At 43.5% G+C, this 13,224-nt stretch carries 14 protein-coding genes and 2 tRNA genes; 8 read left to right on the top strand and 8 right to left on the bottom strand.

Annotated elements, in window-relative coordinates; translation table 11 throughout:
* Positions 1-7: 7 nt before the first annotated feature.
* From thiD to thpR, 4 genes are read right to left on the bottom strand one after another with little or no spacing between them, the layout of a single operon-like run.
* Positions 8-802, bottom strand: a complete 795-nt coding sequence (thiD, locus tag HTH_RS05885) for a bifunctional hydroxymethylpyrimidine kinase/phosphomethylpyrimidine kinase (RefSeq protein WP_012963801.1) — start codon at positions 800-802, stop codon at positions 8-10.
* A complete protein-coding gene (bamA, locus tag HTH_RS05880; RefSeq protein WP_012963800.1) occupies positions 802-3,138 on the bottom strand; it encodes an outer membrane protein assembly factor BamA in 2,337 nt (778 codons plus the stop codon). Before bamA ends, thiD begins: the two co-directional genes overlap by 1 nt.
* Positions 3,122-4,126: a phosphoribosylformylglycinamidine cyclo-ligase gene (purM, locus tag HTH_RS05875; RefSeq protein WP_012963799.1), complete on the bottom strand. Its 1,005-nt coding sequence runs from the start codon at positions 4,124-4,126 to the stop codon at positions 3,122-3,124. The genes bamA and purM overlap by 17 nt, the downstream gene beginning before the upstream one ends.
* A complete protein-coding gene (gene thpR / locus HTH_RS05870; RefSeq protein WP_012963798.1) occupies positions 4,119-4,676 on the bottom strand; it encodes an RNA 2',3'-cyclic phosphodiesterase in 558 nt (185 codons plus the stop codon). Before thpR ends, purM begins: the two co-directional genes overlap by 8 nt.
* A gap of 64 nt (positions 4,677-4,740) precedes the next feature.
* Here thpR and HTH_RS05865 point away from each other — a divergent pair, with 64 nt between their 5' ends.
* The 5 genes from HTH_RS05865 to HTH_RS05845 all read left to right on the top strand — a co-directional run bounded on the left by HTH_RS05865 (position 4,741) and on the right by HTH_RS05845 (position 7,479).
* Positions 4,741-5,067: a hypothetical protein gene (locus HTH_RS05865; RefSeq protein WP_012963797.1), complete on the top strand. Its 327-nt coding sequence runs from the start codon at positions 4,741-4,743 to the stop codon at positions 5,065-5,067.
* A 4-nt stretch (positions 5,068-5,071) separates the two neighbouring features.
* Positions 5,072-5,521: a ribonuclease H-like YkuK family protein gene (locus tag HTH_RS05860; RefSeq protein ID WP_012963796.1), complete on the top strand. Its 450-nt coding sequence runs from the start codon at positions 5,072-5,074 to the stop codon at positions 5,519-5,521.
* Between the two features lie 22 nt (positions 5,522-5,543).
* Positions 5,544-5,627: transfer RNA gene (locus HTH_RS05855), tRNA-Leu, on the top strand.
* 10 nt (positions 5,628-5,637) lie between these two features.
* Positions 5,638-6,282: a 7-cyano-7-deazaguanine synthase QueC gene (gene queC / locus HTH_RS05850; protein WP_012963795.1), complete on the top strand. Its 645-nt coding sequence runs from the start codon at positions 5,638-5,640 to the stop codon at positions 6,280-6,282.
* A 24-nt stretch (positions 6,283-6,306) separates the two neighbouring features.
* Positions 6,307-7,479, top strand: a complete 1,173-nt coding sequence (locus HTH_RS05845) for a type III PLP-dependent enzyme (RefSeq protein ID WP_012963794.1) — start codon at positions 6,307-6,309, stop codon at positions 7,477-7,479.
* On the opposite strand, the gene HTH_RS05840 is transcribed toward HTH_RS05845, so the two are convergent.
* The gene (locus HTH_RS05840; RefSeq protein WP_012963793.1) at positions 7,460-8,299 is read right to left on the bottom strand and encodes a twitching motility protein; all 840 of its coding nucleotides are present in this window, start codon (positions 8,297-8,299) and stop codon (positions 7,460-7,462) included. The genes HTH_RS05845 and HTH_RS05840 overlap by 20 nt on opposite strands.
* Positions 8,300-8,377: 78 nt before the next feature.
* Between HTH_RS05840 and HTH_RS05835 the strand changes: the two genes are divergently transcribed.
* Entirely contained in the window at positions 8,378-9,415 is a 1,038-nt protein-coding gene (locus tag HTH_RS05835; protein ID WP_012963792.1) for an Mrp/NBP35 family ATP-binding protein, read from the top strand.
* Positions 9,416-9,418: 3 nt separating this feature from the next.
* Positions 9,419-10,639: a cysteine desulfurase family protein gene (locus tag HTH_RS05830; protein ID WP_012963791.1), complete on the top strand. Its 1,221-nt coding sequence runs from the start codon at positions 9,419-9,421 to the stop codon at positions 10,637-10,639.
* On the opposite strand, the gene folK is transcribed toward HTH_RS05830, so the two are convergent.
* Positions 10,596-11,129: a 2-amino-4-hydroxy-6-hydroxymethyldihydropteridine diphosphokinase gene (gene folK, locus HTH_RS05825; RefSeq protein WP_232500411.1), complete on the bottom strand. Its 534-nt coding sequence runs from the start codon at positions 11,127-11,129 to the stop codon at positions 10,596-10,598. The genes HTH_RS05830 and folK overlap by 44 nt on opposite strands.
* A 23-nt stretch (positions 11,130-11,152) precedes the next feature.
* On the opposite strand from folK, the gene HTH_RS05820 reads away from it, so the two are divergent.
* Positions 11,153-11,224: transfer RNA gene (locus HTH_RS05820), tRNA-Val, on the top strand.
* A 2-nt stretch (positions 11,225-11,226) separates the two neighbouring features.
* On the opposite strand, the gene HTH_RS05815 is transcribed toward HTH_RS05820, so the two are convergent.
* Positions 11,227-11,694, bottom strand: coding sequence for an NADH-quinone oxidoreductase subunit B family protein (locus tag HTH_RS05815; RefSeq protein WP_012963789.1), 468 nt, complete (start codon positions 11,692-11,694; stop codon positions 11,227-11,229).
* Between the two features lie 11 nt (positions 11,695-11,705).
* Positions 11,706-13,190, bottom strand: a complete 1,485-nt coding sequence (locus HTH_RS05810; RefSeq protein WP_012963788.1) for an NADH-quinone oxidoreductase subunit C — start codon at positions 13,188-13,190, stop codon at positions 11,706-11,708.
* Positions 13,191-13,224 lie beyond the last annotated feature (34 nt).

Raw genomic sequence — 13,224 nt, 5'->3', positions numbered from 1 at the left:
GATAACATTATAAGCTGTAAAACATCCACATATGGTTCAGGGGACCGTGTCCGTGCCCCAGAGGAAGACCATGCTCTATTGCTCCTTGCACATACTCCTTTGCTCTTTTTATAGCCTCTATAGGGTCCTCACCCTTTGCCAGAAAGGCTGTTATGGCTGAGGAGAAAGTGCAACCAGTGCCGTGCGTATTCTTGGTAAGCACATGCTTGCCCTCCAAGTGGTAAAAGCTCTTACCATCGTACAGCACATCCACCTTTTTATCTCCTTCAAGATGTCCACCTTTGACCACCACATACTTGGGTCCCAAGGAGTGTATTACTCGGCACGCCTCCTCCATGTCTTTCAAGCTGTTTATCTTAAACCCACACATCTCCTGAGCTTCCGGAAGGTTAGGTGTTACTATCAAAGCTAAAGGTAAAAGCTCTTCCATGAGAGCCTTCCTTGCAGACTCTTTTAGAAGCGGGTCCCCTGACTTTGCCCTCATCACAGGGTCCACCACCAGGTTTCTTAGACGAAACTCTCTTACAGCCTCTGCTACAGCCTTTACTATATCTTCAGAGGATAGCATACCTGTCTTTACCGCATCAACTCCTATATCCTCAACCACCACCTTTATCTGACTGTAAACGGCATCGGGTGGAAGGTCGTAAACTCCAAAGACACCGATGGTGTTTTGAACAGTTATGGATGTTATGGCGCTCATACCATAAACACCTAAAGCGGTAAAAGTCTTGAGATCCCCCTGAATACCAGCACCACCACCACTATCAGAGCCTGCAATGGTTAAAGCTCTCGGTATCATCAGAAAAATACCCCCAGCACAAAGTGGAGCTTGCTTCTTGAGGTATCGCCTGGTACCTTTTTAGTCTTGAAAGCCCAATCAAGCTTTATAGGAGCAAAGGGAGTTATGAACCTTATACCTACACCAAAACCTTCACGGAAGTTTTGGGGTTTGAAGTCCTTCCAGCTGTTGGCACCCAAGCCAGTATCGTAAAAAACAGCGCCATAAAGAATATTCTTGTATATTGGGTAGTTAAGCTCAGCGGAAAGTATAAGCTCCCTGCTCGCGCCTATGGGGTCATTAGTATTGGGATCAAGAGGTCCCGCATAACCGTATTTATAACCCCTTATGGTAAAATCACCACCCACGAAGAACCTCTCATCAAGGGGAACGGTTTTCCCACCGTAAGGCTCTGCCATTCCCACTACACCCTTCAAGGATAAGATAAGCCCTGTATCAAAGAGCGTATCTTTCATAAACATCTGGTGGGATAAGGTTACTTTGTTAAATCTTTCTGTACCTCCCAAAACAGGAACCGCCACTGAATAGCTAAGCTCTGTGAGAGCTCCCTTTGTTGGAAACAGGTAGTTGTCTCTTGTATCCCTTGTTATGCCAAAAAGCAGCTTCCTTGACTGCCTTGTCCCAGCTTCCTGCCTTATTGCTGCTGATGCATCTGAGGATATGTTGGAATATCTCACCCTTTGTATGCTAAAGCCACCGCTTACTCTCCAGAATTCCGCCAGCTCCCGAGAGAGAATAAAGTCAAGCCCTGTTCTGGATACGGTGTAGGTAGTGTAATCTATGCGCCTATCGTAAAGTGACCCAGTAAGGTCCATAGGTTTGTTGAGAAACCACTTTTTTGTATAAGAGAGAGAGTTATCCTTGTAATTGCTTCCATATGAGACCGATATGCCCGCAATATCACCCGTACCTAAGAAATTACCTTTCCTCACAGAGACAAAGCCTGCCACTTTTGTGACCTGGTTGTAGCCCAAACCTACAGAAAACTGACCGGTAAATCTCTCCCTGACTTTCACCTCCAAGTCCCACCTTCTGCCCTCCGACGGCAGAGGTTCTATAGATACATCTTCGTAATAACCAAGGTTGAATATCCTTGTTCTTGAACGCTCTATCTCTCTTTCGTTGGCAAGCTCCCCTTCTTGAACCCTCATCTCCCTTCTTATCACATAATCGCGTGACTCATAATTTCCCCTTACTTGCACCCTGTCTATGTAAACAGGCTCTCCTTCGTTCACTTTAAGAGTCAGGCTTACCTTCTTCCCTTCACTGTCTATTTTTTCATCCTTAACTACAGAAACATTTAAAAAGCCTATGGTAGAATACTGCCTCTTTATGTTGCTGATGATTTGGTCTATCACCTCCTCCCTATAGTATCCACCTTTGTTTTTCTTTAAGAATGCTCCAACAAGTTCGTCGTAAGAGAAAAGCGTATTGCCTTCTATTTTCAGGCTCTCTAATTTGTACCTCTTGCCTTCATCTATGTCTATCTCTATGCTGTACTTGGCATCTTTTTTTTCTATCTTATAGGACACCTTTGCATCAAGAAAGCCCTCTGACACGTAAAAATCCCTAAGTCTTGTCATATCATCCTTCAAAACATCTTCGCTGAAAGGTGGACGGAGTCTGAGAGCCAGAAGGCTTGGCGGTTTTGTCTCCATGTGGTCAAGGAGTTTACCAGCTCGGAAGGTTTTATTGCCTTTGAAATGTATTGATGATACATACTCGGGACTTCCCTCAAAGATATGGTAAACGATCTTGGAAGCTCCCTTTTTGGGAACAAGCTCGTAGTCAACCTTTACATTAGGATAACCTTCTTTGGCATAAGCTTCAACAATTTTTCTCTTTATGTATTCCATCTCCTCCCTGCTTAGCACTCTTCCCAATTTGAGCTTTCTTTGGATCTCCACCTTCTCCTCTATAGCAGGAGAGGAGGTATAGCCCTTTGTAAGCTCTTCCACATCAATTTTGCCTACCTCAGTCTCTATGCCTATTTTCTTCTCCAAGTCTTCAGACTTTATCTTTCTGTTGCCCGTAAACTCTATCTTGTATATGATGGGAAGGTCCACAACATCGTAGTAGAGGATTACCCCACCATCTTTCCTCTCCTCGTAAACCTCCACCCTGTCAAAGAAGCCGGTCCTGTATAACCTCCTTATGTCCTCTCTCACCAGGTCGGGTGTGTAAGTTAGACCTTCCCTTGCTTTTATGAGAGCCTTTATAACTTCGTCAGGCACATACTTAGCCCCCATTATTTCCACCTTCTGTATAACCTGACCAAAGGATAAAGACACAAAGATGGCAGAAGACAAAAGCACCTTTTTAAACAAGCAGGACATCTCTTTTACCCTCCTCTATGTACCCACACACAAAGGCATCCTTAACAAGGTCCCTCACCTTTTTAACATCTTCCTTTCCCACCACCAGAACAAAGCCCAATCCCATGTTGAAGGTCTTATACATCTCCTCCTCTTCTATATTGCCAAGCTCCTTTATCCAGTAAAAAATCTCGTTTCTTGGTATTAGAGACTTCTCCACCACAGCCCTTACACCCTCTGGCAGAATTCTTATAAGATTCCCCCTTATGCCTCCGCCAGTTATGTGTGCCATACCCTTTATGCTAACTTTGCCTCTGAGCTTTCTTATGTCCTCAGCGTATATGCGCGTAGGCTCAAGAAGTATCTCGTATACACTTTTCCCAAATTCTTCTATCCTTTCCTTGTAATCTATACCCCTTTGCGCCAGCACCTTCCTTATGAGAGAGTACCCGTTGGAGTGAAAACCGGAGGAGGGAAGACCCACCAAAACATCTCCTTCTTTTATGTCCTCACCGGTTATAAGCTGACCTTTTTCACAAACTCCTACGCAAAAACCGGCAAGGTCATAAACACCTTCTGGATAAAAGTCAGGCATTTCTGCCGTCTCTCCCCCCACCAAAGGCACATGAGCTTTTTTACACCCATCAATTATGCCATCCATCACCCTCTTGAGAACTTCAAGCTCTATCTTTCCAGTAGCTATGTAATCAAGAAAAGCTATAGGCTCTGCGCCTGAGGTTATCACATCGTTTACATTCATGGCAACAAGGTCAATGCCTATGCTGTCGTGAATGCCTACATGCTGAGCCACCTTCAGCTTAGTACCAACGCCGTCAGCGGACATCATAATCACAGGCTGTTTGTATCCTTTTATTTCAAGACCGCTTGAAAATGCTCCCCACAGCAAAACGCTTTTTGAAAGGTGCTTTACTTTATCCTTTATGTAATCTACAAACTCTTCAGCCTTCTGCACGTCCACACCTGCAGACCTATATGTGAGCCTATCCATAAAAGTAAAACTCCTCCAAGATAGTATATACGGGACCTACTGAGCTCAGCGAGCTTTTAACCAAGGCTATACGATCAACAGTATCCTCTCCAAAATTTGTGTTTTCGTGCTGTTTTAGAAGCTCTCTAAGCTTTCTGCGATCAAACTCCTTTATCCTGCATAGGGTAACATGAGGATGAAAGGGTTTGCCCTCCTCCCTTATGCCTGACCTTCTGTTGGCTTTAGTTATCTCTCTGGCAAGGTCTTTAAGATGGTTAGCACCCTCTGCAACACCCACCCAAAGCACTCTTGCCTTGTCCAAGGAAGGAAATACGCCCAAAGATTTATACCTTACATGTATGGGTTTGTATTTTTGTACGATGGTTTGCATATTTTTGATAATGTCCATAAGTTTTTCCTCCTCAACATCACCTAAGAATTGAAAAGTCATATGAAGATTTTGCGGTTCTACCCACTTGCCCCTTATAAAATGCTCTGTCTGTTTTTCAAGCTTTTCCACATGCTCTTGCAATCTCTTTGTGGTAAAAAAACCCACGAAGGCTCTGATCATCTGAAGGAAATTATAAACCAAAAGCATTTGCCTTTTGGTGCTTTATGTTCTATTATTATTTGATGTGAAGATACATGAGCTGACGCACCAACAGAAGGAGTTCCTAAAGAGGATTCTTGATGTGGAAGAGCTGCCCGAGGAGGAAGATGTGGCATCCTTCCTCAGCTCAAAGGGTTTTACCCTTTACGAATGCGTAAGCTGTAAGAAGCTTGTCTTCCACGACAATTACGAGTTTTGGAACTTAAGCGAGTGCTGTGATGATAACTCCAAGCTAACCAAAGAAGGTCTCCTTTGCGAAGTGTGCTACTCAAGGAGCCCTGAAAACCTAAAAGACTGGATACTCTTTAAACCCTCTTGGGTAAAGAATGTAGACTTTAAAAGAGGGGTATGAAGACATGCCCTTAATAAAGGACATGGAGGAGGTCAAGGAGTTTATAAAAAGTACATCAGAGAGAACTGCTGTATATGTGGGTTGTGATTCAAGACAAGTGAGGGAAAAGACTGTTTTTGTTACCGTTGTGGTGGTACATATAGATTCGTGCAGAGGAGCAAAGATTTTCTGGCGTACAGAAAGAGTCAAAAGGATAAGATCCTTACGGCAGAGGCTGATGGAGGAAGTAAGCAGAGCGGTTTTTATGGCTCTTGAGATTTCAGAAGTTATAGGAAATAGACCCTTTGAGGTGCATTTAGACATAAATCCCAATCCTGAACACAACTCAAGCGTAATACTCAAAGAAGCTATAGGTTATGTGTTAGCTCAAGGACTAAAACCTGTTGTCAAACCCAGGTCCATTGCGGCAACTACTGTAGCTGATTACATAACTGGCATGGCCAGCTTAGGATAGTCTATAATCTTTTTTTAAGAGAGCCGGAGTGGCGGAACTGGCAGACGCAGGGGATTCAAAATCCCCCGCCCGAAAGGGCGTGCGGGTTCGACTCCCGCCTCCGGCATAAGGTAAAAATGAAGAGTGTACTGGTGCTACTTTCTGGAGGAATGGACAGCGCCACTCTCTTGTGGCTTTCCAAGAAAGAGTTTGATAAGATTTATGCCATCTCCTTTGATTACGGTCAGAGGCACAGAGTGGAGATAAAGTACGCAAAGGACCTTGCAAAAATGGCGCAGGTGGAAGAACATTTTATAGTTGAGGTGCCTCATTACAGTGTCCTAAAGGGATCAGCCCTCTTAGACCAAGAGGCATCCATACCGAAGGGAGAGTATCCTCAAGAAGAGCCTCCCATCACCACAGTACCTATGAGAAACCTCACCTTTATATCTATAGCAGCTTCTTTTGCGGACACCTTAGAGATAGACCACATAGGTATAGGCGTTCATGCCCTTGATAGTCCTTACCCTGACTGCAGGCCAGAATTCATAACCTCAGCAGAAGCAGCCGTTAATGCCTCTTCCATCTTTGTGGCAAAGACCAAAAAAAGAATACACATCTACGCACCCTTTTTGGGAATGTCCAAAAGAGACATAGCCCTTATTGGTAGAGACCTGGGAGTGCCTTTTGAAAAAACTTACTCGTGCTATGTAGGAACAGAGCCTCCCTGCGGTGAGTGTGCAGCATGTCTGCAGAGAAAACAGGCACTTTCCTTCCTGTAAAAAGAGATTATTATTACTTCCATTATGGTTAAAGAGTCCTTAGACCGGCGGGAGCTTCAGTTCCAGTTTGCCAAAAGATACTTTGAGGAGTTTATCTCCCAAAGACTTCACCTTCAGCCTTACCTAAAGCCCCAAGAAACCCCCCTCTTGCTTCTGGACCTTGAAGGTATAAAGCGCAGGTATAAAGAGATAGAGCTTTACATGCCCAACTTCAGAATATACTATGCGGTGAAAGCTAACGACCATACGAGTGTAATAAAAGCGCTATCAGAGAAAGGTTCAGGTTTTGAGGTAGCATCTTTGGAGGAGCTAAAAAAGGTGCTTAGCCTGAAAGTTGAGCCTGAAAGGATCATCTCCAGCAATCCTGTAAAGTCAGAGGAGTTTATAGATTACGCTTACTCTGTCCATGTAAATCGTTTCGCGGTGGATTCCTTTACAGAGGTGGAAAAAATAGCTAAGGTGGCAAAGCGGGCAAGGGTGTATGTTAGGTTAGTAGTTCCCAACGAGGGTAGTGATTGGCCACTCTCTAAGAAGTTTGGTGTTGATGTGGATACTGCCATTGATATACTTGAGTATGCGAGGGAGAAAGGGCTTGTACCTTACGGCATTACCTTTCATGTAGGCTCTCAGTGCAACAACTACAGAAACTGGTTTATAGCCATAAGAAAATCTGCGGAGCTTTGGGAAAAGGCAAAAAGGAGAGGCTTTAGGCTTCAGATGCTCAACATGGGTGGGGGCATACCTGTCAAGTACACTTATGAAGCCCTCAGGATAGAGGACATAGCTTATTACATAAAGGGGCTTTTACAAAAGTTCTTCCCAAACCCCCCTCACGAACTGCAGATAGAACCAGGTAGAGGGATAGTGGGCGATCAAGGCATCATGATAACAAGGATCATAGGAAAGGCTAAGAGAAATGATGAGAATTGGCTTTATGTGGATACGGGTGTCTTCAACGGTCTGGCAGAGGCTCTTGGGGGTATAAGGTATCCCTTCTATATAGACAGGGAAGGAGAGCTAAAAGAGTGGACAATAGGAGGTGTGTCGTGCGACAGTATGGATGTTATAGCCAAAATGGTAGCTCTTCCAGAGCCTGAGGTGGGTGATCACCTCTACATCCTCTCCGCAGGAGCATACACTACTGTCTACGCTTCCAACTTTAACGGTTTCCCAATGCCTAAGGTGCTGTGTTTGTAATGGCAATACTTAGCTTTCCATCATCGGATGGACCAACCTTTATAACAGACCTAACCAATTTCTTATGTCTCTCAAAGCTTTTTAAAACAGCTTCCTCACTCATGTAAGGTGAGTGAAATATTACCAGAGTATTCAGGTCCACCACATTTATTATGTGAAGGACCTCTTCCGCCAGAAGGATCTCCCTGTAGCTTACATACACTATGTCTGGATTGACATAAGCTACATCTCTGAGTCCTTCTTCAAAGGTAGGCGTATCCAAACCTACCTCTCTCTGTATAACCAAGGACTTGTCGTGCTTGAGAAGGAATGAAAGGGGTTTTTCAAGAACGAGGATGATCTTTTGGTAGTTTCTGGATATGTGTTGAAGGAAAGAGTATACAAAGGTACTCACTCTTGCATGGCTATTACCAAGTACAAGCACAATGCCAGAAGTGTAAAGTCTTATCAGCTCATCTATGTGCTGAACTGTCTTGGGGTCTTGACACACATTTTCTAAAAGCGGTACTTGATAAGGGATTTTAACTATGTTTACCACATAACTTCCTCGCTGGGTTACATAACTCACCCTCAACCTTCCTACATTTTGTATGCCAAAAGAGAAGGTGCCTTCACTTCCCAGAGGACCCAAAAGGGGGGATGCATAGCTTTTCAAGGCTAAAAGAGTGTCCCTTACATCCTCAGGAGTAAACACATTGTCCGTTATCTTTATGAGCTTACCATCTTTCTTATCAACAGGTGGAGCCTTGGGAACAAGGTATATTTCGGTTATATCAGGTGTACTACTTATGTAGCTTAGGATCTGGGATACATAATTCATAGCCTTTCCCCAGTTGATTTGATTATTCTCATATCAACCTTCACAAAATAAATTATATTTCAAAATAAGGAGGATAGCATGGCAGTAAAGGACATAATGGACGCCCTGAGGGAAGCGAGCGTAGACAACACTAAACTGACTGAACTGATAAAGGACATTAAACTCATAGGCTCTTCCCTTGAGGTAGTCTACAGGCTCCCCAAAAAGGAGCTTGAGGAGGAAATAAGGCGAAAAACCTATCAAGCCCTTGAAAACTTGCCAGATGTAAAAAATGTAAACATAAGGTTTGTGGAGGGTGTCCCTGAAGTGCCACCAGCTTTTGGACAGCCAGCATTTACAAGAAGAAGAGTTGAAGGCGTTAAACACCTCATAGCGGTAGGCAGTGGAAAGGGAGGAGTTGGTAAGTCAACAGTGGCAGCTAACTTGGCGGTAGCTCTCTCAAAACTTGGATACCAAGTTGGTCTTCTGGATGCGGATATATACGGTCCCAGCATCCCCACCCTCTTTGGTGTAAAAGGTGAGAGAGTACATGTAGATGAAAGAAACAGGCTAATACCCATAGAAAAATACGGTATAAAGATACTCTCCATAGGCTTTCTATTGCCTTCGGAAGACACGCCCGTTATCTGGAGAGGTCCCATGCTCATGAAAGCTCTTACGCAATTTCTCTTTGATGTAAACTGGGGAAACCTTGACTATCTTGTTCTTGACCTTCCTCCGGGAACAGGAGATGTACAATTGACGCTTGCCCAGAATGTGGATATGACGGGAGCCATAGTAGTTACCACACCTCAGGATGTAGCTCTGGCTGATGTGAAAAAGGCAACAGCCATGTTTAAGGAGGTAAATGTGCCGGTGCTTGGTGTTATAGAAAACATGGCTTACTTTATCTGTCCAGAAAGCGGCAACAAATACTATGTTTTTGGTAAGGGTAAGGTTTTGGAGTTTGTCAGAGCGTACCAGCTGCAGGTTCTTGGCTCTATACCCATGGACCCACAGGTGGCAGAAACATCCGATACAGGTATGCCTATTACTCTTACCAATCCTGAGTCAGAAGTTTCCAAAGCTTTTTATGCCATAGCAAAGCTTGTTTCAGAGAGAATTTTAAGGAGGTAAAGCATGTTTATAAAAAAGGTAGGTCAGAGGGTAGTTTATCTTGACCACATTGCTACCACACCTGTTGCACAGGAAGTTCTGGAGGCTATGCTTCCTTACTTTAGAGAGCATTTTGGAAATCCCACATCCCTTCACAGCTTTGGTCAGGTCACCAAAAAAGCTATAAACTCTGCGAGGGAAAAGATAGCAACGCTCATAAATGCCAATAGCCCTGAAGAAATAGTTTTCACCTCGGGTGGTATAGAAGCCAACAACTTGGCAATAAAGGGAATAGCGGAAGCTTACGAAAAGAAGGGCAGACACATAGTATCCACCGAGATAGAGCACCACTCAGTTTTGCACCCTCTAAAAACCTTAGAGAGAAAGGGCTGGGAAGTTACCTACCTAAAGCCAGATAGATACGGTCTCATACATCCGGATCAGGTAAGCGAGGCAGTAAGGACAGACACAGTCCTTGTGAGTATAGGCCACTCCAACAGAGAGATAGGCACTGTTCAGGATATAAAGAGTCTTGTTCAGGCAGCAAAGTCTAAGAATCCCAAAGTTATATTCCATACGGATGCCGCACCAACGCTCGGACATTATCCTGTAGATGTAAAGGACTGGGGTGTGGATGCTGCATCTTTTACCGCACACCTCATGTATGGACCCAAGGGCGTGGGTGCTCTGTGGACAAGAAAGGGAGTGAAAATAAGACCCTTAATAGAAGGTGGTACGCAGGAAAGAGGTGTAAGGGCCGGTACGGAAAACGTACCAGGTATAGTAGGCTTTGGTGCCGCCGCAGAGCTAACCATGAAGGAACTCCAGGATAGGATGACAAGACTTTCCCATTACAGGGATAAGTTAAGAAAAGCTCTTGAAGAAAGGCTTGATTACATTGAATTTACGGGACATCCAACTCAAAGGCTTCCACATCACCTATCTCTGATAGTGCATTTGATTGAAGGCGAGGCTATGCTTTTAAGACTTGACCTTATGGGTATAGAAACCGCTTCAGGTTCCGCTTGCGTCTCTTTGGCACTCAAGCAATCGCATGTACTTTTTGCAGTAGGTGTGCCAAAGGAGGTAGCCAACGGATCGCTGGTTTTTAGCTTTGGCAGGGACAATACGGAAGAGGATGTGGACTATGTAATAGAAGAATTTCCCAAGATTATAAAGCTTCTTAGACAGATCTCACCCTTTACACCCGAGAATTGGGAGCAGTATGTAAAAAGTAAGAAGTGATACAGGCGTAGGGTTTGAGGTTGTTTTTAAGACTTTGGGCAAAGAGCTTTATGGGCTGTCCTAAAGTGGGGTGAATGAGGTTTTCGTCCAGCTCAAGGAGAGGGAAAAGTACAAAGTCCCTCTCCAGCATATACGGATGGGGTATCCTTAAAAAACTGAGCATTAAAATATAGCCATCGTAAAGTAAAATATCCAAATCAATCTCTCTGGGACCCCATCTGTAGCGTTCCTTTCTTCCTATGTACCTTTCTATCTCCTTTAGCTCCTTCAGAAGTCTTATAGGCCCAAGGTTGGTATTTAACTTTAGAACGCCATTTAAGAAAGGTGGCTGGTTTTCTATACCCCATGGCAGACTCTCATATACAGTGGATACAGCCTCCAGATTTCCCAAATTTGCCACTAAAGAGATAGCTTTTAGTATGTTCTGCACTCTATCTCCCCAATTGCTTCCAAAGGAAATGTAGCAAACAGGCATACACTTTTCCCTCACCTTTTGTATAATAATACCATTGAGGGCGATTAGCTCAGAGGTAGAGCGCCATCCTCACACGATGGAGGTCGGAGGTTCAAGTCCTCCATCGCCCATTTTATAAGTCTTTATCTGCAAAATGACTCAGCTTTAAAAGACCTTCTATTACCTGTGCTGGTTCAGGAGGACAGCCTGGTACATGTACATGTACAGGCAAGTGTTTTGATACAGGACCCTCTACTGCGTAAGAATCTTTGAAGTAGGGGCATTCAGCGGTGCAGTCCCCAACGGTCAATACAAACTTCGGAGCGGGAGCATTTTCATAAGCTTTTATCATAGGTATCAACATGTTTCTTGTAACGCATCCTGTTATGAGCAAAACATCGGCATGTTTGGGTGAGGCGACAAACTTTATGCCAAATCTTTCTACATCGTAGTATGGGTTGTTAAGATTTGCTACTTCAATCTCGCAAGCATTACACGAACCTGTATCCACTTCTCTTATAAATAGACTAATGACCTTTTTATGTTTCACCTTTAAATCTTCTGTCTTCACCCGGAAGGATCTTTTCAAAAGAAAAAACACGCTTCACCTCCTTAAAGATCGTTCCCCGAATAAGAGAGGTTCATACTTTTATTTACAAGAGGAAAGTCTGCTATTATATCCCCAAGAACTGCATACTGTATAGCAGGCCAATTTCTAAAAGATGGGTCTGTGTACTTTAACCTGTATATATTACCTTTCTCATCAAGCATCACAAAGAAAAAGGCATTACCTCTTGGGGTTTCAGCGTTGCCCACACTCCATGAGTAAGGAAAAAGTAAGTTTTGCTTCTCTGCATTATCATTGGGAAGATTTTCTAAAAAGCCTCTTATAAGATTTACCGATTGGTAAATTTCCTCAACCCTTATCATAAACCTTGCCATAACATCACCTTGCTCGCTTATAGGTACATTTACATCAAAATCTTTGTACGCTAAATAGGGTAACTCCACTCTTGTGTCCCTTTTTAAGCCTGATGCTCTGGCACAAACTCCACACAAAGATAATTCCATCGCCGTTTTTCTGAAAATCCTACCGGTTGTTTCAAATCTATCTCTAACCGATGGTGTTTCTATGGCAAACCTTTCAACCTCTTTTGTTTCTTTCTCCACCAGTGTAAGCATTTTATCTATCAATCTCTTCTCTTCATCTTCTATTTTTACATTCACACCACCTATAGAGAAGGCGTCAAACATAAACCTGTGTCCAGTAATTACCTTGTTCAATCTCATAAGCTGTTCTTGAATGGAAAATAAGTGCTGGGCTGGTAGAGGAAAGCCTATGTCCATAAATAGCCAACCTAAATCCCTAACATGGTTCCAGATTCTTTCAAGCTCTGCAAGGACACATCTTAGATAACTCACTCTTTGGGAAAGCTTTATACCCAAAAGGGTTTCCACCGCATTCAAGTATGCGAGGGATATATTGACCGCGTTGTCCCCAGATATACGGCTGACTATCCTAAGGGCCTCTTCTGGATTTTTCCCCTCACATACCTTTTCTACACCTCTGTGTTTCCAAAAGTGTCTTATCTCCAGCTGTAGTATGGCTTCGCCAGCGAGGGAAAATCTAAAGTGTCCTGGCTCGATGATACCTGCATGTATAGGACCTACGAGAACTTTGTTAATGCCTTCACCAAAAACCTCTTTATATCTATATATGCCGTATTTCTTAAACTCAGGTTTTTTACCATCGTAATCCTTCCGTAGAGGGTGTATGGAGGGGTCCCAGTTCTCTGGATATAGCATAAGACTCCTACTGTCAGGATGTCCTTCTGGCACCAATCCAAACATATCCCTTATTTCCCTCTCGTAGTTTTTAGCAGCTGGGCATAAAGAAGTTATGGATGGAAATTTAGTTCCTACGCAAAGTTTCAAAACCTTAATTCCCTCCTCCCTGAAGAAGTATCTTATAACAAAATCTTCTCCTAAAGCCCTCTCGTCGCTACAAACTATGCTAAGCAGATATCCACCTTTTTTTATAATGCTTTCAACCTTGCCATAAATTTCCGTCTCGGATATCTCTTCCTCCAGATACATTTTTCAAAACTATTTTAGCACGATTTTGTGGTAC

Source organism: Hydrogenobacter thermophilus TK-6, assembly GCF_000010785.1.
In the GTDB taxonomy this organism is placed as follows: Bacteria; Aquificota; Aquificia; order Aquificales; family Aquificaceae; genus Hydrogenobacter; species Hydrogenobacter thermophilus.
Note: the sequence above shows the minus strand (reverse complement) of the source record. Positions and strands in the feature narration are given on the sequence as shown.